General features: G+C 52.1%; 18 protein-coding genes. 5 read left to right on the forward strand and 13 right to left on the reverse strand.

Annotation, left to right across the window (positions count from 1 at the left end; all coding sequences use genetic code 11):
* Positions 1 to 60: 60 nt before the first annotated feature.
* From EL645_RS39355 to EL645_RS17775, 3 genes are all read right to left on the reverse strand, one after another.
* A complete protein-coding gene (locus EL645_RS39355; RefSeq protein WP_161977454.1) occupies positions 61 to 234 on the reverse strand; it encodes a hypothetical protein in 174 nt (57 codons plus the stop codon).
* Positions 235 to 269: 35 nt separating this feature from the next.
* Complete coding sequence (locus EL645_RS17770) at positions 270 to 566, reverse strand: hypothetical protein (RefSeq protein ID WP_126551752.1); 297 nt, start codon at positions 564 to 566, stop codon at positions 270 to 272.
* A gap of 459 nt (positions 567 to 1025) precedes the next feature.
* A complete protein-coding gene (locus EL645_RS17775; protein ID WP_126551753.1) occupies positions 1026 to 1979 on the reverse strand; it encodes an aldo/keto reductase in 954 nt (317 codons plus the stop codon).
* 133 nt (positions 1980 to 2112) lie between these two features.
* Between EL645_RS17775 and EL645_RS44290 the strand changes: the two genes are divergently transcribed.
* From EL645_RS44290 to EL645_RS17790, 4 genes are all read left to right on the forward strand, one after another.
* The gene (locus EL645_RS44290; protein ID WP_281276321.1) at positions 2113 to 2241 is read left to right on the forward strand and encodes a hypothetical protein; all 129 of its coding nucleotides are present in this window, start codon (positions 2113 to 2115) and stop codon (positions 2239 to 2241) included.
* A gap of 398 nt (positions 2242 to 2639) precedes the next feature.
* Positions 2640 to 3350 carry a hypothetical protein gene (locus EL645_RS44295; RefSeq protein ID WP_218031900.1) on the forward strand — a complete coding sequence of 237 codons (711 nt, stop codon included), beginning with the start codon at positions 2640 to 2642 and terminating at the stop codon, positions 3348 to 3350.
* A 143-nt stretch (positions 3351 to 3493) separates the two neighbouring features.
* Complete coding sequence (locus EL645_RS17785; protein WP_126551755.1) at positions 3494 to 3919, forward strand: PPOX class F420-dependent oxidoreductase; 426 nt, start codon at positions 3494 to 3496, stop codon at positions 3917 to 3919.
* A gap of 93 nt (positions 3920 to 4012) precedes the next feature.
* The gene (locus tag EL645_RS17790) at positions 4013 to 4498 is read left to right on the forward strand and encodes a DinB family protein (protein WP_126551756.1); all 486 of its coding nucleotides are present in this window, start codon (positions 4013 to 4015) and stop codon (positions 4496 to 4498) included.
* Between the two features lie 16 nt (positions 4499 to 4514).
* On the opposite strand, the gene dhaM is transcribed toward EL645_RS17790, so the two are convergent.
* From dhaM to EL645_RS45505, 7 genes are all read right to left on the reverse strand, one after another.
* Positions 4515 to 4919 carry a dihydroxyacetone kinase phosphoryl donor subunit DhaM gene (dhaM, locus tag EL645_RS17795; protein WP_126551757.1) on the reverse strand — a complete coding sequence of 135 codons (405 nt, stop codon included), beginning with the start codon at positions 4917 to 4919 and terminating at the stop codon, positions 4515 to 4517.
* Positions 4920 to 4994: 75 nt separating this feature from the next.
* On the reverse strand, positions 4995 to 5645 hold the full coding sequence (gene dhaL, locus EL645_RS17800; protein ID WP_126551758.1) for a dihydroxyacetone kinase subunit DhaL: 651 nt from the start codon (positions 5643 to 5645) through the stop codon (positions 4995 to 4997).
* Between the two features lie 32 nt (positions 5646 to 5677).
* Positions 5678 to 6679 (reverse strand): dihydroxyacetone kinase subunit DhaK, encoded by a 1002-nt coding sequence (gene dhaK / locus EL645_RS17805; protein ID WP_126551759.1) that lies wholly within the window; start codon positions 6677 to 6679, stop codon positions 5678 to 5680.
* Positions 6680 to 6774: 95 nt separating this feature from the next.
* Positions 6775 to 8454: a glycerol-3-phosphate dehydrogenase/oxidase gene (locus EL645_RS17810; protein ID WP_126551760.1), complete on the reverse strand. Its 1680-nt coding sequence runs from the start codon at positions 8452 to 8454 to the stop codon at positions 6775 to 6777.
* Positions 8455 to 8561: 107 nt separating this feature from the next.
* Positions 8562 to 9455: an MIP/aquaporin family protein gene (locus EL645_RS17815; RefSeq protein ID WP_126551761.1), complete on the reverse strand. Its 894-nt coding sequence runs from the start codon at positions 9453 to 9455 to the stop codon at positions 8562 to 8564.
* Positions 9456 to 9583: 128 nt separating this feature from the next.
* Positions 9584 to 11089, reverse strand: coding sequence for a glycerol kinase GlpK (glpK, locus tag EL645_RS17820; protein WP_126551762.1), 1506 nt, complete (start codon positions 11087 to 11089; stop codon positions 9584 to 9586).
* Positions 11090 to 11703: 614 nt separating this feature from the next.
* Positions 11704 to 11778, reverse strand: coding sequence for a YgiT-type zinc finger protein (locus EL645_RS45505; RefSeq protein WP_126554253.1), 75 nt, complete (start codon positions 11776 to 11778; stop codon positions 11704 to 11706).
* Positions 11779 to 11963: 185 nt separating this feature from the next.
* Between EL645_RS45505 and EL645_RS17830 the strand changes: the two genes are divergently transcribed.
* Positions 11964 to 13130, forward strand: a complete 1167-nt coding sequence (locus tag EL645_RS17830; protein WP_126551763.1) for an aminotransferase class I/II-fold pyridoxal phosphate-dependent enzyme — start codon at positions 11964 to 11966, stop codon at positions 13128 to 13130.
* A 459-nt stretch (positions 13131 to 13589) separates the two neighbouring features.
* On the opposite strand, the gene EL645_RS17835 is transcribed toward EL645_RS17830, so the two are convergent.
* From EL645_RS17835 to EL645_RS17845, 3 genes are read right to left on the reverse strand one after another with little or no spacing between them, the layout of a single operon-like run.
* Complete coding sequence (locus tag EL645_RS17835; RefSeq protein WP_126551764.1) at positions 13590 to 14324, reverse strand: thioesterase II family protein; 735 nt, start codon at positions 14322 to 14324, stop codon at positions 13590 to 13592.
* A gap of 20 nt (positions 14325 to 14344) precedes the next feature.
* Positions 14345 to 19729 carry a non-ribosomal peptide synthetase gene (locus EL645_RS17840; protein WP_126551765.1) on the reverse strand — a complete coding sequence of 1795 codons (5385 nt, stop codon included), beginning with the start codon at positions 19727 to 19729 and terminating at the stop codon, positions 14345 to 14347.
* Positions 19726 to 23655, reverse strand: coding sequence for a type I polyketide synthase (locus tag EL645_RS17845; protein ID WP_126551766.1), 3930 nt, complete (start codon positions 23653 to 23655; stop codon positions 19726 to 19728). The genes EL645_RS17840 and EL645_RS17845 overlap by 4 nt, the downstream gene beginning before the upstream one ends.
* Between the last annotated feature and the right edge of the window lie 16 nt (positions 23656 to 23671).

Here is a 23671-nt window from a genome sequence, read left to right on the forward strand (position 1 = left end):
GAGCGGGGAATATTTCCCGCTCTTTGCCTTTTACTGTATCTCTCCGACCATCCCTGGCACTTATTGTTCTGAGGCAATATCCTGTTCAACCCAGAGCATGATCTGCTTAAATGAAACCTTGCCCTGAGACACCAATGGTCTGATGGCTGGATGGCGTGTTATCTGGTCAATAAAGCGGTCACGATTCTCTGGTGCCAGACTGGCTGGATACTGGGCACTGGCATTGGCGATCATTTCCTGGATAATCTGTTGTGCAATAGCTTCAGGAGCTACATCAGCGGGAGTAGCGACAGGCTCTGGCGCAATCGGTGGGGTGGTGACTGCAGGCGTGGCCGCAGGAGCGACGGGGAAGCGGCATTAGTTGGGGCCTCAACTGGAGCGGTTACAGAACTGGAGGCAGCTTGAGTGCCAGCTGAGGGGTTAATGCCATTGAGCCAATGTTGTAGTTCTTGTGCCTGCTGTGCATCCAACTGTAAAGGGCGCAACAGGGTTGGAGCCTGGATCTGTAGTGCGCCATCGTCATCGATGCTGATCGAATACATGCCAATCTGTTTTTTACTCCTCATCGTGATATCCTTTCTTTCTTATCAATACTGTCCAGACAGAAGAGTTTCATGAGTCACAAAAAAGAAGATATTGTGAGATCCAGGCAATAATTCATTGCCTGGATCTCATCTATCTGCTATCGTACCATACGGCCAGGCTTTGCTGCACCTTTTTGTGTTATTTTCAATTCTTTGCTTTTGCCGCCTACGGCGGCGGTTGGGTGGAGGGTTGGTGGGGAACACCCCACACCCCGGCAGGAGGGGCTGGCCGCCCTCCTGCACCTCCCTGCTTTCGGTGGCGGTTGGGTGGAGGGTTGGTGGGGAACACCCCACACCCCGGCAGGAGGGGCTGGCCGCCCTCCTGCACCTCCCTGCTTTCGGTGGCGGTCGGGTGGAGGGTTGGTGGGGAACACCCCACACCCCGGCAGGAGGGGCTGGCCGCCCCTCCTGCAACTTTAGGCCTTCTTACATCTTGTTGTGTTATTGCCAGCTACTGATCTGGTCCAGGGTTTCTCCTTCTTCCTGGGTGAGTCGTAGAGAGACTGATTGGAGTAGCTCCTGCGTTTGTTCTACCGAGGTGGCACTAACGATAGGAGCGGTAATGCCAGGTCGAGCAATAGTCCAGGCGAGGGCAACCTGTGCAATGGTAGCCTCGTGCGCCTGTGCAATGCGATCAAGCTGATCAATTATTGCGAAACCCTTCTCATTCATATAATTTTTTTGAATGTTTTGTCGCGGGCTGGAAGGTAGATCCTGGTTGGCCCGATATTTACCAGTTAGAAAGCCGCTGGCCAGTGATGAGTAAGTAATCACACCAATTTCTTGCTCTAGACATAAAGGCTCAAGCTCGCGCTCATAGGTCGCTCGATTAAGTAGATGATAGGGAGGTTGAATACATTCATAGCGGCCATAACCCTGTTGTAAGCTAACTTTTAGCGCTTCAGTAAGGCGCTCCGCGGTATAGTTCGAGGCGCCGATATAGCGTACTTTGCCAGCCTTGATTAATGAATTAAAGGCTTCCAGTGTCTCTTCCAGGGGGACATCTTGATCATCAATATGGGCCTGATAGAGATCGATATAATCTGTTTGTAAGCGGCGCAGCGAATCTTCTACACCTTTCGTAATATTATGCCGGGAGAGACCCTGTGCACCGTTGCCCATGCGGCTACCAACTTTGGTGGCGATAATTATCTGTTCGCGATTCTTGCGCTGGTTGAGCCACTTGCCCAGGATCGTCTCGGATTCTCCACCGCTATGGCCAGCTACCCAGGCGGAATAGACATCAGCTGTATCAACAAAGTTTCCGCCGCCTTCCACAAAGGTATCCAGCACGCTGAACGAGGTCGGTTCATCACAGGTCCAGCCAAACACATTGCCACCAAAACATAGTGCCGATACTTGTAGTTCTGTGCGTCCAACTTTCCTTGTAATCATAAGACATTTCCTTCTTTACTATCCAAATTAATTTTGGAAGAGAGCATAGTTATACTTTCATCATTATAGCAGCGCGTAATTTTTGTCGCAGAAGCATGGCTGATCTTCTATTTTTGCGGGTGGAATGAGAAAAATGGAGAGAGGAAAAGTGCTGGGCAGCGATGGCAATCTGTGGTTGGAGCATCCGCCCTTTGGTGCTGGCCATGTCCCCCCTGCCCGCCAGCAGATTGATGGCAATGTCAGCGCTTTCCAGGGGATATAACAGATCATCCTGGGGACCAGTCTAGATGGGTCGGGGCGTCCTGATGGTTTTGGATGAGGGCCCGCAGGATTGGTACTCCCCGGGTGACGCTCATACAGATGTGTGCATATCACGCACCTGTATGAGCGAAGAACATCAAAAAAATGTAGAAAACTTCAGGTTGCGTGACCTATTAAACGTTGATATGATCGAAAATATCTATGTATTCCTGATGCCTCAGCGTATAAATCTTTTCGACGAATAGGTATGTGTGAGGGAAACATCATAAAGCTTGTGGTGTGCTATAAGTAGATTTCCGTCTACATATTGCGCATCATATTATGAAATAGAGGTTATAGCATATGATAAAGTGGCTGAAGTGTGGTGGCCCAACTTTTATTCTTTGCGTGATTGTTTGCATGTCAATGTTTTCCACTGGAGTGGAAGCTCAGTCGGGCTTGATCACTCCATTGGCCTATCGTTGTCACTATGGGGGGTGTAACCAGATTTATACAGGTCACAGTGGCTCTAGAGGACAGCAAGGGCCTCCAGGACCTCCGGGACCCCAGGGGCCGAAAGGGAATCCGGGGCCGCGCGGTCCAATAGGCAATACGGGACCACAAGGGCCGAAGGGGAATCCAGGGCCGCGTGGTCCAATAGGCAATACGGGACCCCAAGGGCCGTCAGGACCTCCGGGACCCCAGGGTCCGATAGGCAATCCAGGGCCGCAGGGGAACCCGGGGCCGGAGGGACCTGTGTATGCAGGTGGACCAATTGGAGATGGAACCTTCTTACCACTCGATGGTTCTGCTGTAGATGTTTCAACTGTAGATGTTCCAGCAGGCAGTTATAGTATCACTGCGTTGGCAGATGTACAATTGTATTCTGGCCAAATAATCATTTGCCAGATCAATCCCACCACCGCTCTGGATGGTAGGCTCGCTAATGAGGGTACTACTGCTGGTTCAGTCGAGGACGCTCCGTTGGTGGTCATAGCCACCCTGACTACTGCGGTGCCAACCACAATTCATTATGCCTGCCAGGGATTCAATGCTCCAAGTGTAACGCAGCAAGTAATAGTTATTCGCGCTGCTATTAACGCGGTGCAAGTAAGCTCTGTTCTACCTTGAGGAAATCAATTTTCAGGTATACCTGTACTCAGCCTCAATAGAGAAGCTGAGTACAGGTATGGGCGACATGTAACTGATGATAAAATGAAAGCGAGTTATATATCCCTTGAATATTGTCAGAGCCTATGAAAGAAGGTAGAATCATGGTTGCTTCATTAACAGCAGAATGTCGTGCATTTTTGCTCAAAGATACTCGTACCGGCAAACTCGCTACTGTGCGGGCCGATGGGCGTCCACATGTCGCCCCCATCTGGTTTGTGCTGGATGGAGATACGCTGGTGTTCAATACCGGGCGTGCAACCGTTAAAGGTGCCAACCTGTTGCGTACTGGGAAGGCAGCTATCTGTGTCGATGAAGAGACCGTCCCATATGCCTATGCTATGATTGAAGGAACGACTGAATGTTCCGAAAATCTGACAGATGTCAGATACTGGGCGACCAGGATTGCCGCTCGTTATATGGGTGAGGACCGGGCCGAAGAGTACGGAGCCCGCAACGGTGTTGAGGGTGAGATGCTGGTAAGGCTCACGCCCACAAAAGTCATCTTCCTAGAAAACATCTCTGATTAGGGCAGCATGGATAAGGTTGAATTAGAAACGAAACTACCGGTAGATCAGTAATATGAACATAGGATAGCTATTGTAAAGATTGGAGAATGTCTTATGTCAGCGACTGAAATGTTGGAGAATAGCCATCTAATGGTTATTCAAGCGCTTGATGATCTACCGGAGCCAATGTGGGATATGCCGGGTGTCAGTGGAGAATGGTCTGCTAAAGATATTGTCGCCCATCTGACCTCCTATGAGTTGCTATTGATCGACGCCTTTCAAACGGTGCACGGAGAAACGCCATCCCCTTATCTGATGAGGTGGAGAAGTGATCTACAAGCATTTAATACTGAAGCTGTCGAAGCCAGGCGTTATCAAACGGCGCAGCAGGTGATGAACGAGTACCAGGATGCCCAGGTCAGATCGGCAGATGCCCTGTCATCTTTACCTGCCGAACTGGTAGAAAAAAAAGGGGCTATATCCTGGTATCGTTCAGGTGAGGCAAGCATTGCTGACCTGGTAGAGCGTTTATCACAGCATATGCAACAGCACTGCGAACAGATTAAGCAGTTCCGTGAGGCAAACAAGCAACAGGAATAAGAAATAGCAGCAGGTATTATGCCTGCTGTCCCTTTGGCATCTCATGGCCATTATTCGCGGCTTCCGCGACTTCTGCCAGTGTACTGCCGGCGGAGGCCTCAACCGCTGCCAGCACGGCTCCCTCGACAAGCGGAGCCGTGCTAATAATGACCCGTTCCCGTTCAATCGGATCCAATTGCTCCAGCGCCATCTCTGTAACCATCACCGCGCTACCCAGATCAAGCAAAACCAGTGTCCCTTCGGGATTGGAAGCCTTCTGGAGGGCGGCGATCACTTTATCAATGGAGGTACCAATAGAGCCATCGTCAGTGCCTCCGGCGACGGCAATAGTTACTTCTCCCATCGACATCTGTTCGGCCAGTTCAGCAACGCCTTCTGCCAGGCGAGCACTATGCGAAACAATTACAATGCCAACAGACAAAATATTTCCTCTTCTTTCCAGGGAACTTCATCCCGCAGCAAGATCCACGCAGATAGCGGAAGCTTACAATAAGTATTACTCTTCGTGTGGTATTTCTGGTGATACGGTATCTGAGAGAGCCTGCAAGATCAGCCAGCAAGAGGTTGCCCCCGGGTCCTGGTGTCCCACGCTACGTTCACCCAGATAACTGGCTCGCCCTTTGGTCGCGATCATTTCGATGGTGGCATTCATACCAACTTCGGCGGCCGCAGCCATGCTTTGCAGTAACTGCGGTACAGGCAACTGATCTTTTGCTGCTTGTTGAGCGGCATCGACAGCAGGTATAAATGCGTCTAACATCGTCTTCTCACCAGCCTGAGCCTTGCCCCGAGCTTTAATGCCCTCAAGCGCAGCATCAAACATAGCGATCAGCTCAGGCGTTTCCAGAACTTGCTTGCCGGAGGTTGCCATGCCTGCCCGTAGGAATGCGGTTCCATACAGGGGACCGCTGGCCCCGCCAACCGTAGAGACCAGGGTGCTACCAACGGTTTTAAGCAGCGCCCCAATATCAGCATCGCTTACACCTGCGATTTTTGTGCTTACAGCGGTAAAGCCACGATCCATATTGATGCCATGATCGGCATCCCCGATCGCGGAGTCCAGTTCTGTCAGGAATGCACTGTTCTCATGCAATACCTGTGCTGACCGCTGCAACCAATGCAGGATATCCTCATGTGTGACAGGCATGGTCTCCTCCCAATCTTACCGGCAGTTTTTGACTAACGACCCCAGCGCAATGCAGGCGTATGGACTGGCGCATCCCAGTACTTAACGAATTCATCATTGAGGCGCACCAGGGTAATAGAACAGCCAGCCATCTCTAGAGACGTAATATAATTCCCGACCAGGGAACGAGTAATAGAAATCGACTTTCCTTTAAGGATACGTTCCAGCTCGTTAAAAACGATATAGAGCTCAATCAGAGGTGTACCGCCCATGCCATTGACCATGGCCAGAACCTGTTCACCCGCTTTAAGTCTCAGATCATCAACGATAGGATTGGTTAGCGTCTCAGTGATCTCCGCAGCGGTAGCCAGCTTAGCGCGGCGCCGACCCGGTTCACCATGGATGCCGATGCCGATCTCCATCTCGTCCTCGCCCAGCTCAAACGTTGGTTTACCGGCGGCCGGTACGGTGCAGGAGGTCAGGGCCATCCCCATGCTGCGCCCCTGATTATTAACCTGCCGGGCCAGCTCGGCCACCTGGGCCAGAGGAGCTCCCGTCTCCGCCAGTGCGCCGACAATCTTTTCGAGCAACACCGTCACACCAACACCACGACGACCGGCAGTGTACAGGCTATCCTGTACCGCCACATCATCATTAGTGACAACGCTGACCACCTCAATATCTTCAGCCGCCGCCAGCTCAGCCGCCATCTCAAAGTTCATCACATCGCCAGTATAGTTTTTGACAATATGTAAAACTCCGGCGCCCCCATTGACGGCCCGGGTCGCGGCCAGCATCTGATCTGGGACAGGAGAGGTAAACACCGCACCTGGACAGGCAGCATCGAGCATACCATATCCGACATAGCCTCCATGCATAGGCTCATGCCCACTGCCGCCGCCAGAAATAACGCCAACCTTATTTTTTATCGGCGCATCCCTGCGCACAATAATTTGTTGCTCAATATCGACATTGATCAGATCGGCGTGGACCGCAGCCATACCCGCCAGGGCTTCTCGCACCACATCTTCCGGTTTATTAATGAGCTTTTTCATCGCGTTTCCTCTCGTGCATGTGAGCAGATAGGAAAGACTCCTATCGCGTTTCTTCCTTATAATTGCGAAAGAGTTTGAATGAGCGCTCCTTGAGCTTAGTGTTTCTCTGCCAGCACTTGATTCTGGATATTTGAGCGATACGTCTGCATCAATGCTTGCTGCTCTGTTGACGGCCAGTGAAATTCCTGAGCCATCAACCGTGTAACCTCATCAACTACACCCTGACCACGCTCGCGATCTTCCAGCACAATTGATGTGCGTCGTGCCAGAATATCGGAGGGCTTCATTGCCATTTCATAGCGGCAGGCATAAATCACCTCTGCCTTAATATAGGGCAGGTCACTGATGAGTTGCTGGCCCAGCGAAGCATCCTGTTCTATCAAGTCAAAGACCGCATTGGCATTAGAACCATAGGCTCCACCAAGATGTTGAATAATACTCGAGCTCAGGCCCAGGCTGGTACCGCGCTTCTGCAGCTCATGCTGGGTAAGTGGCCAGGCCGCGCTACCCTGTAGTGGGAGCGACTCAGTTGGATGAACTGGTTTCATACTATCGCGGCGGCTAATGAGATCGAGTGTATCCTGTGCCATACGACGGTAGGTGGTTAACTTGCCACCTGTAATGGTCACCAGGCCTGACGGACTCTCAATAACAGCATGGGTACGTGACAGTTTGGCGGTTGAGGCATTCTTTTGCCGTGGTTTGACCAACGGTCGATAGCCAGCATAAGTACTGATAATATCATCCTCAGTCACATTAACCGAGAGATAGCGATTCAAATATTTCAACAGGTATGTAATATCATCCTGAGAAGCATTTGGATGGTTGAGATCGCCTGTACCAGTATCGGTTGTGCCATAGATGGCCCGTGACTCCCAGGGGACAATAAACAGGATACGTTTATCCTCGGTCTCGGGCAGGACAATCGCATCATCACCCAGTTGCAGTTGTTCGCGCGATAGGACCAGGTGGACTCCTTTACTGGGCTCAACCTGAATTTCTGGTGTGTGCCCGGTTAAAGACTCAACCTGCTCAGAGAAGACGCCTGTGGCATTGACAACATGACGGGCTCGTACCGTGAACTGTTGATCGCCAATGTTATCGTGTACCACCGCGCCTGTAATATGGTCATGCGACATCTCAAAGCCGGTCACCTCAGCGTAATTAGCAATCACCGCCCCAGAGCGTGCCGCTGTACGTAGAACAGTCATCGTCAGACGCACATCATTTGTCTGACCATCGTAATAAATGAAGCCTTCTTTAAGCCCCTCTGAAATCAGCGTTGGAGCTCGTTCTAAGACTTCCTGACGGCTAATATGGTGGTGGCGAGAGATATTGCGTCGCCCGGCCAGGCCATCATACATCCAGAGGCCAGCATCTAATAGACGATTGAGGCCGATACCCTTTGGGGTCGTGAAAGGCATGCCAACCGGATGCTTATCTCCCTCATAGATAGGCAAAACAAAGGCAACTGGATTAACCAGAAATGGCGCATTCTGTAGCAGCAGGCCGCGTTCAACCAGGGCTTCATGGACCAGTGCGATATCAAAGTTTGGCAGATAGCGAATTCCGCCATGAACAAGCTTGGTTGATTTACTACTGGTGCCGCTGGCAAAATCTGCCTTCTCGACCAGGGCGACCGAGTAGCCGCGTGAGACGGCATCCAGAGCGACGCCCGCGCCGGTGATACCGCCGCCAATGACCAGGATATCGAAAGAATTATTCGCAAGTTCGTTAAAATTGTACGCACGTTCGCGTGAGGATAGGGGTTGCATAAGTGCTATTTTACGAAAATGCAGCAAGAGATCAGTGATTTTGTTATTTTGTTTTTTCGATCACATGCTGCATTTTCGTCCTTTCATCCAAAAACTATGATAAAGCGCTAATCTACTGCCGGTTCACGAACAGCTTCACCACGAGAGATTGCTGCGCCAGATTGATGGAGCTTTCTAGCTTCTATGACTTTGCCAATTGTAAAGTCATAGATATAGGCTCCTGCGACACCTCCCAGGAGTGGAGCAACAATTGGAATCCAGGTATAGGAATTCAGGCTTCTTCCACCATCGACCAGGGCAATCCACAGGCGAGGACCAAAGTCACGCGCTGGATTGATTGCATACCCCGTGTTGAGTCCGAATGAAGCACCGATTGCTACAATCAGGAAGCCAATGATCATTGGGTTTAGATTGGCCTGTACTGGCTGGTTGCGTGCATCAACAATCGCAAAGATCAAACCAACCAGCAGAGCAGTGCCTACGAACTCATCGCAGAAGGCGCCGAAGGTTCCAACAAAAGCTTTGGGACTGGTGTAGAAGACACCACCCACTTCACTGGTAATTGTACCACCTTTTGCTGCTGCCAGGCCGACTGCGTGATCAATCGCTCCTTTATACACGAAGAAAAGGATGGCGGCGGCTATAAATGCTCCCAACACTTGTGAGCCCATATAGGGAAGAACCTTGTTCCAGGGGAACTTGCCTCTGGATGCAAATCCTAGTGTCACCGCTGGATTGAGATGCGCACCACTAATGGCACCCGCTACATAGATACCAAGCATAACGGCGAAGCCCCAACCAAAGACAATCAGAATCCATTGATTCGCGAATGGAGTAGGAAGCGTTGGGCCGCCATTAGGACCGAGATTGTTGAAAAGCGCGAATGAAGCAACGCAACCATCGCCAAAAAGCAAAAGAACCATAGTGCCGAAAAATTCAGCAACGCACTCACCCAGGGTACCAGCTAGCGCTGGTGTCTGACTAACAACGGGCCTTTCCATGAATTTTTCTCCAATCCTATTACATATTTATACCGACAACCGCATATATGGTTGAGCTGTATTCCCTGATGGTCCCAGAGAAATAGCTCAACAGCATGCTATGAATGTTTTGTACTGTTGGATGAAGATTATTCTTTTGCCCAGCCGAGAGAACGCTCCACTGCGCGCTTCCAGTTAGCGTACAGGCTTTCACGTTGATCCTTGTTCATCTTTGGCTCAAAGGTACGATCGATGGACCACAGACCGCTCAGCTCGTGTTGATCTTTCCAGAAGCCGACAGCCAACCCTGCCAGATAGGCAGCACCCAGAGCAGTAGTCTCTGCGATGCTGGGTCGTTGGACTGGTATGCCCAGAATATCAGCCTGGAATTGCATCAAGAGATTATTGACGACCGCGCCACCATCGACACGCAACGTAGTGGCAGTGATGTTGCTATCAGCAGTCATTGCCTCCAGAACCTCGCGTGTTTGATAGCACATACTCTCGAGGGTTGCCCGAGCGATATGTCCAATCGTAGAGCCACGCGTCAGTCCCACAATGATCCCACGGGCATACGGGTCCCAATGGGGAGCACCCAGGCCCACAAAGGCCGGAACCATATAGACGCCACCATTATCGGTCACTGTCCGGGCCAGACTTTCTACCTCAATGCTTGAACTAATGGCCTTTAAGCCGTCGCGTAGCCACTGGACCGCGGCCCCGGTCACAAAGATACTGCCTTCAAGCGCATATGTGAGCTTTGGCTTCTCTTTAGTGCCCAGTCCCCAGGCAATAGTGGTGAGGAGACCGTGTTGAGAGGCTATAGCTTTCTCTCCCGTATTCATAAGCATAAAACAGCCTGTACCATATGTGTTTTTAGCCATACCAATCTGGTAACAGACCTGTCCAAAGGTCGCTGCCTGCTGATCACCTGCGATGCCAGCAATACGGATGGGGGTGTTGAAGAACTCTGTGGCGGTTTCGCCATAGACAGCACTGGAAGGCATGACCTGCGGTAACATAGAATGAGGAATCCCCAACTCCTTCAGGATCACATCATCCCACTTTCCCTCATAGATATTAAAGAGGAGAGTACGAGAAGCATTGGTATAGTCAGTGACATGGATCTTGCCTTTAGTCAGGCGCCAGATGAGGAAGGTATCGATAGTGCCAAAAAGCAGTTCGCCCCGCTCAGCTTTCTGGCGTGCACCTTCAACATTATCAAGAATCCATTTGACTTTGGTGCCAGAGAAGTAGGCATCGGTCACCAGACCCGTACGTTCACGGATAACTTTGTCGAAGCCTTTGTTCTTCAAGGCATCACAAATTGGTACAGTTAAGCGGCTTTGCCAGACAATGGCATTAAACACCGGTCGGCCCGTGCTTTTTTCCCAGACAATCGTCGTTTCGCGTTGATTAGTAATACCCAACGCTACGACATCTGAGGCCGAGGCACCTGCCTTTTTTAAGGCTTCTTTCGCCACTTTAAGCTGGCTTGACCAGATGTCCTCGGGATTGTGCTCGACCAATCCAGGTGCTGGATAGATTTGAGGAAATTCTTGTTGCGCTACACTTACAATATTGCCGTCATGGTTGAAGAGGATTGCCCGGGAGCTGGTGGTACCTTGATCTAAACTTAGCACAAAGCGAGCCATTGAAAATTCCTCCTCTAAAACGTTGTACTACAGTGTCAACGTCTGGTTTTTTTTAATACAAGTAGCACGAATGACCTGCGGCCTATGTTCCACGATACTTGTATATTAAAAATGATGCCGTGCCGAAATTGCTTGATCGCTTGCGTCCTTACAAGCAGGAGTTGGAAGTTTTTTTGCTCATTATGCCCCAGGGATATGGACAGGATCGATAATTTTGCTTGACTCATATTCCCTGAAATGTTTTGGTTGTAGAATGCCTCTTTTCTATCCCCTCCTTTGTTGTATGCAAATATTAGACATCTTTTGTATTGTTGAGCTGAATTCACTACTAGTATACCATTTTGGAAGCCAGGATTGTATGTCTTTGTGTTCCATATTATGTCAATAAGTTCCATACTGCGGCTTTTTGTGATCAGTTTTAGCGTATAGCGCATGTGCACTGTATTGGGATTTTCATGCAAGTACATCAGGGCTTTTTCATGTTCGTCCAGAGATCACGAGCAAGCGATACGATGTCTATTCTTTCAGAGGTGAAGTGTGTGTGGTGGGCGGCCGCAGCCTCCTCCTACCTGCAAATATGGAGATCACGAGCAAGCGATACGATGTCCATTCTTTCAGAGGTGGAGTGTGTGGTGGGCAAACCGCTCACCACACACTCCACACTCCCAACCCGGCACCGCAGGCGCCAAAGAGGAACATGAAAAAGCTCTGAGGCTGCATGGCTTTTATTGCTCGACATCTACGATGTGTATATAATAAGCAAAATGAAGATTGCGTCGATAAGAAAGTATTCTGATGCGTTGGGAGAGTCGTCTTTGAAGTCCAGAAAGGCGTATCAGAGCGCACTATATCCAATCTGATGGGAGTATGTTGCATGTCTATTTCTGCTCGCCGTGTTGAAACCTTTGGCACCACTATTTTTACGGAAATTAACCAGTTGGCGCAACAATATAGCGCCTTGAACCTGGGGCAGGGAAAACCTGATTTTGATACGCCCGCCGATATTGTGGCGGAAATGATTAAAGCTGCGCAATCAGGACAGCACAATCAGTATGCTCCTGGACCCGGGATCGCTTCTTTGCGCCATGCTGTAGCCAATCATGCAGCCCGTTTCTATGGATTGGATATCGATCCCGATCAAGGGGTAATTGTCACTGCCGGCGCGACCGAAGGTATCCTTTCATGTGTGCTTGGCCTGGTTGATCCGGGAGATGAAGTAATTGTTATCGAGCCTTTTTACGATTCGTATGTGCCGAATATCTTGATGGCGGGTGCTACCCCCGTTTTTGTTCCTTTGCATCCTCCAACCTGGACTTTTGATCCTGATGAGTTACGGGCGGCCTTCACACCCCGGACGCGGGTTTTGATTTTAAATTCTCCCCATAATCCTAGCGGGCGTGTCTTCTCGCGCGAAGAATTGTCTCTGGTGGCTGAACTGTGTATAGAGCACAATGTCATTGTGATTAATGATGAGGTCTATGAGCACCTGACGCTGGGTGGCTCGACCTATATTCCAATCGCTACTTTACCGGGTATGTTTGAGCGCACTGTGACTGTGAGCAGTGCCGGTAAGACCTTTAGTGCTACCGGCTGGAAGATAGGTTGGGCTTATGGGCATCCAGACGTTTTAGATGGCGTGGCGCGGGCCCATCAATTTACTATCTTTGCGGTTCATCATCCTACTCAAGAAGCGGTGGCCTACGCTTTAAATCAGCCAGATAGTTATTATAACAATTTTCGTACTATGTACCAATCCAAGCTGCACTTGTTGATGGATGCTTTGGATGGTAGCGGCCTTACTTATCGTGCTCCTGAAGGCACTTACTTTATTATGGCTGATTTCTCGGCTGTTTTTGATGGGATGCCGCGGGATTTTACGCGCTACCTGATCAAGGAGATTGGTGTGGCCTGTATCCCTCCGGAAAGTATGTATAGTAAGGGGCATGTACATATCGGTAAAAATTATGTGCGTTTCTCTTTTTGTAAAAGTGATCAGGCTTTGGTCCAGGCCAAAGGGTTGTTGTCAAAACTTAGAGGCTGAGTTTAGCCTCTAAGTTTTGTGCTTTTTTGTGGTGTGCCGCCTGACGGCGGCACGGGGGAGGAGGAAGATGTTGGGGGCACAGCCCCCAAACCCCCAGTCAAGGGGCTCGCCGCCCCTTGCATCCCTGCTTGAGAAGGTGGCGATGCTACATGCGAACCCCAGTCAAGGGGCTCGCCGCCCCTTGCATCCCTGCTTGAGAAGGTGGCGATGCTACATGCGAACCCCCAGTCAAGAGGCTGCCGCGTTTTGCGTCCCTGCTTGAGAAGGTGGCGATGCTACATGCGAACCCCAGTCAAGAGGCTGCTACCCTTGCATCCTCGCTTGAGAAGGTGGCGATGCTGTGCGCTAGGCCCTCGAGCGAGGAGCTGGCTGCCTCTTGCATCCTCGCTTGAGAAGGTGGCGATGCTACACGTCAGGTCTCCAAGCGAGGGGCTGCGGCCCCTTTGCATCCCCGCTTTTTTAGATGTAGTGTGAGGCGATGGCCTGGGTGAGGAGGGGTTGGTGGGTGTGCAGGTAGAAGTGTCCTCCGGGGAAGATTTTTTTTGTGATGGGATAGTGGGTTTGCTTTTGCCACTCTTGTAGTTTGGTTGGGTCGACCTCTTTGTCTTCGCTGCCTCCGAAAACTGTCATGAGGATTTTGAGCGGTGGCTCTGGTTGGTATTGGTAGGTTTCGTTGAGGGCAAAGTCGGCGCGTAGGGTGGGGAGGAGTAGTTGCATGAGCTCTGCGTTTTGTAGCACGGCATCAGGGGTGCCTCCCAGGGTTTTGAGCGACTCGATGAATTCCGGGTCTGGTTTTTGCCAGGTCTGGCTACCCGGGCGCGGTATTTGGGGCGCGCGATGACCCGAGACGAAGAGATGCGTCGGAGTGGGCAATTGCTGACGTCGCAGTTGCCGGGTAAGCTCAAATCCGATCAATGCTCCCATGCTATGCCCAAAGATTTGAAATGGTTCATGCAGATATGGGTTGAGTGCCTGAACCAATGGAGGTATTAAGGCGTCCAGACTATAGAATGGTTCTTCACGGATTCTCGTTTCGCGGCCAGGGAGATAGATGGGACAGACCTCTACCACCTCTGGTGGCAAGGTTTGCGACCAGAGGCGGTAGATACTGGCTCCTCCGCCTGCATAAGGAAAGCAGAAGAGCCTGTTTTTGGGATGTGCCTGCTTAGACACGATCCAGGACGAATGTAACATGTTTCTTGAACCTGTTCTAACTAGAAGTAATAGGTGGCACAACCAACCTGGAGGCCCGAGCCAACCTGAATAATTAAGCCAATATCTCCTCGCGAGACCAGGTGTTGATCATAGGCTTGTTGCAATGTGTAAGCTAACGATGATGTAAAGAGATCATGCTGGGCTGACACTGCGACTACTTTTTTAGGATCAACCTCAAGGGTAGCGCTCAGGCGACCAATGAAGTCCGCTGAGATTTGAGGCGGCAAGATGAGCTGGATCTGAGATAGTGATAACTGCTCCTGTTGTAGCAGCTCGCTCACCGTCTCATGGATGCAGTGTTGGTAGTACTGCTCTAGCTGCGGATCGCGCTCAAAGTGCATCATAGTTTTGCCATTGCGTACCAGTGAGTGCGACTTCAAGGCATCCAGATGTTCTGTAAAGGACTTGAAGACAAAATGGCCAAAGCCGGTTGTGCCATCAGGACTCTCTTCGAGTAAGAGGGCCGAACCCGTTTCTTCAACTCCTGCCAGTTCAGCAGGATCACTTTCACGATTGTTTTCTACTTCGGAGGCCACGATCAAGGCTTTATGAGCCCGCCGGGCCTGGATCAAGCCGATAGATGCATGGCAGGCATTTAAAGTACCCAGACCGCCGTTTAAAACATCCAGGGCAAAGGTCTTTTTGTCCTGCTGGGTCTCGATATCAGCATTAATACCGAGTCTCCCCTCAACCAGGGCAGCTACTGCTGGCTCACACAAAAAGTCATCCCGATAGACGCCTGAGTAGATCAACAGGTCGATCTCGCTGCGGTCGTAGGGAATATCGGCCAGGCAGCGCTCGGCCGCGACCTGAATCAGTTCCAATGTCTTCTTCTCTACGCGGCTGGTTGGCGGGATGGTGCCGACGCGGGCAATCTGTACACGCCTGTTCGCTGGTAGGCGAGAAACAAAAGGAGCTTCTGGTGCAATTTTGGTCGGTGTGTAGGTGCCTGCTTCGCGCTGACGGATGCGATCAGGTAGATCATCGAATGTATAGATCGCCGTACCGATGGTGGCGCCCGAACCGGTGATGCCGAAGATCGCATTATCCCCTGACTGGATACGGTTGGAGCGAATGCTATCCATCAGCGCGATCATATGCGTAGTGGTGGCCGTATTGCCACGTTCAGCAATATTGTTGATCACGCTATCCTGCTTACAGATCTCCTCACCGAAGTATTTATTGATCTCGCGTGGCACATCATTGATGGTGGTATTAGAGGTCTGGTGCACAATGATATGCTGGAAGGAATCTTTCGGCCATTGGGTGCGCTCCATAATCATGCCAGCGTGCGAAACTGCCTGCTTCAGATTAACTGCCGAGACCGTAACGGCATCTGTATACATAATGGCGCCGCCGTGGGCCTGGTCTGTGGCTTTGCCGATACAGGCCTCACTATAGTGACCCAGGGTATACATTTCAAATTCATGGAAGCCCAACTTTTGATTGGGTGATCGCTCCAGGATCAAGGCCGCGCCGCCATCGCCCACCGTCAGACAGGCCAGGCGCGAATCCATGTAGCTCTCGATCTCTTTCTGGGCCGTTAATGATAGGTGGCTGATATATTCGCCACTGACCGCCATACCACGCCGGATCAGGCCGGTGCGGATAAAGGCATCCACGACATAGGCGGCGGTAAAAAGTCCTGTGCAGGCATTTGAGACATCCAGCACGACGGCATTGGTAAAGCCAAAGTGTTGCTTGATCTGAACTGAGGTGCTGGGCTCAAAGGCGAACTGGAGCGGGGCATTACAGCGTGAAATATTGCCGCAGACGATAAGATCGATATCACCTGGTTGATATTTGGAATTGGCCAGACAATCAGCCACCGCCTGAATGGCAATTTCTAGCGAGAACTCGCTCTCGCCCGCCATACGCCGCGTTTTGATGCCAGTGAGCTTCGCCAGCGGGAAGCGAATCGGCCGGGCACAGCCCGCGAGAATCTCCTCACTGCTGACAACCTTTGGCGGTAGATAGGTCCCCAGGCTCTCAATCAGCGTATTGTCTAGCTCAAGTGCCGCGGACTGGGTAGTGGCAGGGGCAATTGTCGCGACCGGCGTTTGTGACATGGTTTTTGCTGGTTGTGTTTGCTCAACCACTTCTGGTGCGGCCAGCCTGGCATCGATAGCAGAGGCCAGCTCGGCGACCGTTTGAAATTCAAAGAGCATCTCCAGTACCAGCGGCAAGCCAGCCGCATTGGCTTTAGCCACAATTTCCAGGCTCTGGATGGAGGCTCCTCCCAGGTCAAAATAATTATCGTGAATGCCGACGCGGGAAATACCCAGGATCTGCATCCAGATATCCGCCAGGTACTGCTCAGTTGTGGTGCGGGGCGCCACATAAGCCACCTCAAGATCGGGACGGCTATTATCTGGCTCGGGAAGCTCATTGCGATTGACCTTCCCATTGGGCGAGAGTGGCAGGGCATCCATAAAAACGAACGCCGCTGGCACCATATAATCGGGCAGTTGTTCTTTCAAGAAGCTACGCAATTCCTCAATCGAGGGCCGGATACCGCTTTGTTCGGGTACCAGATAGGCAACCAGACGTTTGTTGCCCGGTGTATCTTCGCGGGCGGTCACAACTGACTCTGCAAGCGCGGCGTGCTGATTGAGCGTGGTCTCGATCTCACCCAGCTCAATGCGGAAGCCACGGATTTTGACCTGGTAATCGATACGGCCCAGGAATTCAATAGCCCCATCCGCGCGATAGCGGGCCAGGTCGCCAGTCTTAAAGAGGCGTGCACCTGCTTGCGTGCTAAAAGGGTCTTCAATGAATCTTTCGGCGGTCAGTTCTGGACGCTGGTAATAGCCGCTGGCCAGGCCAATGCCACCAATGTGCAGTTCTCCCGGAAGATTAACTGGTACCGGCTGCAGGGCTGGATTCAAGATATAGATCTGTGTGTTGGCAATCGGGCGTCCAATCGGGACGTTGGTTGCTTTGTCGCCGCGCTGACATTCCCAGGAAGTAACATCGATAGCCGCCTCAGTTGGTCCATAGAGATTATGCAGGCGAACATTGTTGGGGAAGCGCTCGAAAAAGCGTTCTTGCAATTCAGGTGCCAGGGCTTCACCACTGCAGATTACATGGCGAAGTTGCCGACAGTGGCTCAGGTCTGGTTCTGAAAGGAAGGCCTGGAGCATTGAAGGCACAAAATGCAAGGTCGTTATCTGCTGCTCCCCAATCAAGCGAGCCAGGTAGGCCGGGTCCTGATGTCCACCTGGTCGCGCAATGACCAGGCCAGCCCCTGTGAGCAAGGGCCAGAAGAACTCCCAGACCGAGACATCAAAGCTAAAAGGCGTTTTTTGCAGGACGCGATCGCTTGCTGTGAGCTGATAGGTCTGTTGCATCCAGTTCAGTCGGTTACAGATACCCTGCTGGGTATTCATTACGCCCTTGGGTTTGCCCGTCGAGCCCGACGTGTAGATCATATAGGCCAGGTCGGCTGGTCCGCTCCAACTGATAGGATTTGCCACTGCTTCGGTCTGAGCACTATTCCAATCGGGATCGAGACAGATCAACTGGGCCTGAGTGGCTGGTAGCTGTTCCTTGAGATGGGTCTGGGTTATGAGTACGGGTACCTGTGCATCTTCCAGCATATAAGCCAGGCGCTCAGCTGGATAGCTGGGGTCCAGGGGAACATAAGCACCGCCAGCTTTAAGAATAGCCAGCAACGCCATGACCATCTCAAAAGAGCGTTCCATGCTGACCCCAACCAGCACATTTTGTGTTACGCCAAGCTCTTGCAGGCGATAAGCCAGGTGATTGGCGGCATAGTTGATCTCCCGATAGGTTTTGCTCTGGCCCTCAAAGATTAAGGCCACCGCATCGGGTGTCCGCTCGACCTGGGCCTCAATCAATTCTTGCAGTGTAGCCTGGTCTGGATAGCTTTGCGCGGTTGCATTCCAATCGACCAGTATTTGCTGGCGTTCGGCAGCGGTAAGCAGAGGCAATTGCAGCAACCTCTGGTCGGGATACTCAACTAGCGCGCTCAATAAGGTCTGGAAGTGCTGTTCCATGCGCGCAATCGTTGAGGGCTCAAACAGGTCACTATTATAGCGGAAATCAGCGCTCAGGGCGCCATCGATTTCAAAGACGGTCAGTGTCAGATCAAAAGGAGCGCCCTGTTGCCCATAGGCGAAAGGCTCAAAGGAGAGGCCCGTTTGCCCAAGCTGTTGAGCCAGGGCATCCTGGCCCAGGCGCTCTAGGTCCTGGGGGCTGCGTGTGCGCGGGCGATCCCAGATAAATAAGGTCTGATAAAGGGGTGAATAACTGGGATCTCGTTTCGGCTGCAGGCGTTCAACCAGCAAAGGAAAAGGGAAATCCTGATGCTCCAGTCCATTCAACACACACAGACGTGTCTGGCTTAGTAGCTCTTTAAAGGTAGGGTTATTGGCCAGATTGGCGCGCACCAGGATTGGATTGGCCAGATAATCCACTACCCGCTCCCACTCGGACCGGGTGCGACCCAGGGCTGGTGTACCCACAATGATATCTTCCTGGCTGGTATAGCGATAGAGCAAGGTCTGATATGCAGTCAGCATCAAGGTGAACAGGGTCACTTTTTCAGAGCTGGCCAGTGCGCGCAGTTTTCTGGTCAGCTCACCTGGAAGCGCAAAACTATGGGAGGCCCCTTTATATGTTTGTACCGGTGGGCGGCTATGGTCCAGGGGTAGATTTAAGACTGGCAACTCCCCTTGTAGGGTTTGTTGCCAGTAGTGCCAGTGAGCCTCACCCTCAGGACTGTTCAGCATCGCCTGCTGCCATTGGACATACTCTGTATGTTGTGGCCCTGGTGCCACGAGCGGATTGGGAAGTCCCGCCTGCTCGGCCGCGTAGAGCAGAAAGAGTTCATCGACAAAGATATCGAGGGCCCAGAAATCAACGGCGATATGATGCGCGATCAGGGCCAGCACATAATCGGTAGGTGAGCGCTGATAAAGTTTCACGCGTAACACCGGCCCGGTACCCAGGTTGATTGGCTGATTACTTTCCCTTTGTAGTTGCTGTTTGATCTCTTCCAGGCCCAAATGCGTGGCAGCGACCTGTTCGAATGGCAGTGTGTGGCCGCTGGCGCTCTGCTGGGCTGGCTCACCGTCATGGAGAGCGTAGGTAGCCGTGAGTATGGGATAGCGCTGGGCCAGGGTGCGCAGGGCGCTTTGCAGCGCCTGCACATTCAAGCTCGAACTGATATGTGCCGCATACAAAAGATTATAGGCGGCACTATCGGGAGCTAAACGCGAGAGAAACCAGAGTGCCTTCTGATTATGCGAGATAGGCACCCAGGTTTCCTGGCCTTTGGCCTTTTCGCGCAACAGGCGAGCCAGTAGCGCGCGTTTGGCCTCGGGCGACAGATTAGAAATATTTTTTGAGGAATCGCTCATCGATTTAAATCCTCTTTCTGTGCTATTTCGTTGAGCAATGCATCTACCTGCTCATCAGAGAGTTGGTCGATTTGTGCCAACAATGCTGCAGCATCCTGGGCGTTGAGGTTCGGGCGTTCCTCGGCATGTCCATTGGGCTCCTGCTTATGTTCCTCGGGCATCATTTGTGCGAGGAGGGCATCGACGTCTTGATCTGAGAGTTGATCCAGTTGGGCCAACAGGTGTGCCGCCTCATGGGCCGGTACGACTGCCTCTGTATAACGCTCGGCTGGTACAGGCACCGTGGCATTGATAGCAGCAGGTGGAACCACAATCGTTTCCGCCAATTGCTGACGTACCTGATAGGCAAATTGTACAATACTGGGACCTTGTAAGAAGGTCACGATCGGAATGCGGATGGCCAGTTCACCCTCAAGGCGGTTTTTGAGCTCGATGGCCATCAAAGAGTCCAATCCAAGGGTCGTCAACGGCTGCTCGCGATCCAGTCTTTCAACCGGGAGCCGGAGCACATTGGCTACCTGGGTACTTAAATAATCTTCAAGAATGGCCTGCCACTGCTCACCATGTGTGGTACGGATAGTATCCAGAATGGAACTGGACGTTGTGGTGGAACCATTGTTCGAAGCAGTGTCTGGAGCCTTTTCAATTAGCTGGCGTACCAATGGTAGACTGGTAATCTGTGGATAATATTGGGCCAACAGTTGCCAGTCCAACTTAAGCACGCCGATTCGAGCAACCTGCTGTGGGATGAGCAGTTCCAGCGCCGCCAACACCTGTTGTGGGGTGATGCGTTGAATGCCGCGTGACTCCCAATACTCATGCACCCGTAACCCCTCGCTGGTCGCTCCGAAGCCAATCTCCGAAATCGCTCCCCAGTCGATACTCAGGGCAGGCTGGCCATGGGCGCGTTGGTAATGCGCCAGGATATCCAGAAATTCACCGGCCGCGGCATAGTTGCCCTGGGCCGCTGAGCCAAAGAGTGAAGCGCCTGACGAGAAAGAAACAAAGAAGTCCAGTGTTTGATGCTTGAGCAGGCTATAGAGTAGCCAGCTCCCAATGACTTTGGGTCGGAAGACGGCCGTCAGGTCTTCAGGTGTTAACTGGATCAGTGGCCGTACCAGGGATTTCCCCTGAGCGTCCTGCCAGACCGATGCGGCATGGATGACACCTTTAAGGGAGGGATGACCCTGTTGTGAATAGGTGGTTAAGAAATTGGTGAGCTGGGTCTCATCAGTCACATCGACTGCTGCGTAGTGGACATGTGCTCCCAGGCGTTCCAGCTCGCGTATACCGGCGACTTGATACGCCTGGCGACTACCAGCTGGCAGCCCATCCCACTTTTCACGTGCGGGTAGTGTGCTACGCCCCAGCAGGATCAAATGTCCGGCTCCCCGCTCGGCGAAATGCCGGGCAACCTCCAGGCCCAATCCCCATAGGCCGCCTGTGATCAAATAACTCCCTTCCTTATAAAGGGTCAAGGATTTAGCGGCGGTAGACTGGCTATGTAGCATACGCGCGACATAGCCCTGACCACCCCGGAAGGCGATCTGATCTTCAACGCTATGCTTGAGCAAGGCATTGAAAAGCTGGGTGGCTGAAGTGCGGCCCGTCTCTTCGGGGTCCAGATCGATCAAGCCGCCCCAGAGTTCTGGATGCTCCATGGCGCAGGTCTTGCCCAGTCCCCAGAGGGGAGCCTGGCTAATTTCAAGTTGTGCCTCCTGCTCGGCGTTCACTGCCTGAGCACCGCGCGTCACAAACCACAACTGGGGTGGCTGTGTCCCACCATATTCGACCAGGGATTGAATAAGTTGCAGCGCATGGCCGGTGCTGATCTGCTGGTCTTCTTCTAGTGAAGCTACACTGGTTGCTGCGGCGGGAGTCGTATCCAGACTCCACAGATGGATCACACCAGTGAGTGCTTGATCCTGCAACGCTTCCTGGACGACGCGCCGTGTATCATCGCTCTGAGATGGATCGATCTGATAGTGTCCAGGAGAGAGGACACGGTAGCGGCTGCCAGCCACCACCCGGATACAACTGGCGCCCTGTTGCTCCAATTGTGTAATCAACTTCTGTCCGACACTACTTTTATCGGTGAAGACCAGCCAGCGACCCGTCAGGGTAGTGGTTTTTGCTGGCTGGAGCGCGTTTGGCTCCCAGCGTAACTCATATAGCCAATCCTGTAACGCCGTCGGCTCTGTCGTAGGTCGGGCAGATGGTGCTGACTCAGACGGCGCCAGTACCGTATGTTGCAATTGCAGCCCGCTGGCCTCGGCCAATAAGTTGCCCTGGTCGTCGAGGATACGGACCGTACCCTCAATGACGTCAATGCTTTGTGTGGCCTCGGTCGTCAGCTGCGCGTGGCTCCAGACCGATGTGCCGAGCGGCCGATAGGCCTGGAAACTACGGATGCCGGTCGGTAAATAAAGATCGGTTGCACTGGTAAGCAGTTCCTGTGGCAGCGTAGCAATCAAAACCTGTAGCGCGGCATCCAGCAAGGTCGGGTGGATCACATAGTCACCGGCCTCTTGTACCAGTTCCGCCGATAGATTGATTTGTCCCAGGGCCTCGCCATCGCGTTTCCAGAGGCGGCCAATGCCCTGAAATCCCTCCTCCAATTGGATGCCATGCTGCTGGAGCTGCTGATAAAAATCGGTTGTATCTAACTGCTGGCGACAACGCTGACGGATGGCTCCCAACGATAGGTCAGTGGGCGCGACTTCCGTCGTAGTTGCCGTAGCCAGGGTAGCCGGTCCCTTTTCTGGTGTATGTCCATTGGTCTGATGCAACTCGGTGACGGCCGAAACCCTCTCTAGCGTGACTGGCGTACGGGCCTGGAGCCGCGTATTGGCCAGATCTTTTAACTGATTCAGGTAAGGCATACTATCCAGCACCAGATCGACCGGGACACCAAAATCCATCTGACAGGCGATCTCGCTGACGCCAGCCTCTTTAAGCTGAACAATTAGATCCACGCATTGTTCTGGTGTACCAAAGAGGACACGCCGGGTAGTGATCAAGCGATCGGTCACAAAGAGCAGGTAATCATGGAGATCTTGCTCTGAAAGTGTCTTTAGATCAACCTGCTGGCCACGGCTGTAGGCAATGGCATTGACCAGGTAGGATGCGGACTTCAAATACTCGCTGAAAGGTCCCTGAATCTGCTCGCGCACCGTCGCTTCATCTTTGCCGATAAAGGTATGTAACATAACCGAAACCAGTCCGGTCGCTGGATCATAGCCATGTTCTGCGCGTGCACTGCGATAGATACTTATCTTCTCCGCCAGTTCAGAGACACTCTGATTATACATATGGGTCAGCAGGTTGGCGCCGATCTCACCCGCCTTCGCGAATGTATTAGGATTACCCGCTGCCGTAACCCAATAAGGTAGCTCGCGCTGGATCGGAGGAGGATAGGTTTGAATCTCAGTAAGATTGCCATCGCCACTTTTGACCTGGATCTTCTCGCCGCGCCAGAGTTGTTTAACGGTTTCAATACCCCGATACATTACCTCATGACGCTGCTGATAGTTCTCAGGTGCCAGCGAGAAATCATTGGGATGCCAGCCGGAAGCAAACGCGATCCCTACGCGGCCGCCCGATAGATTATCGACCATGGCCCATTCTTCAGCGACGCGAATAGGATTGTGCAGGGGTAGAACCACGCTACCCGCACGTAGCTGTATCTGGTGTGTCTCTCGCGCCAGAGCGGCCTGTAAAATAGCTGGATTCGGATAAAGCCAGCCATCCTTGGTAAAATGGCGCTCAGGAATCCAGACCGATGAAAACGCATGTTGATCAGCAAACTTTGTGCTCTCGATTACCAGACGATACTTGTCGGAGTGAAATGGAGTCTCACTGCTCGAAAAGAATATCAGACCAAAGTCAATGTTCTGGCCACCTCTGGATGTCGTTGGTGATGCCACAATATCCTCCAGACTA

The sequence above is a fragment of the Dictyobacter kobayashii genome (genome assembly GCF_003967555.1).
Classification (GTDB): domain Bacteria; phylum Chloroflexota; class Ktedonobacteria; order Ktedonobacterales; family Ktedonobacteraceae; genus Dictyobacter; species Dictyobacter kobayashii.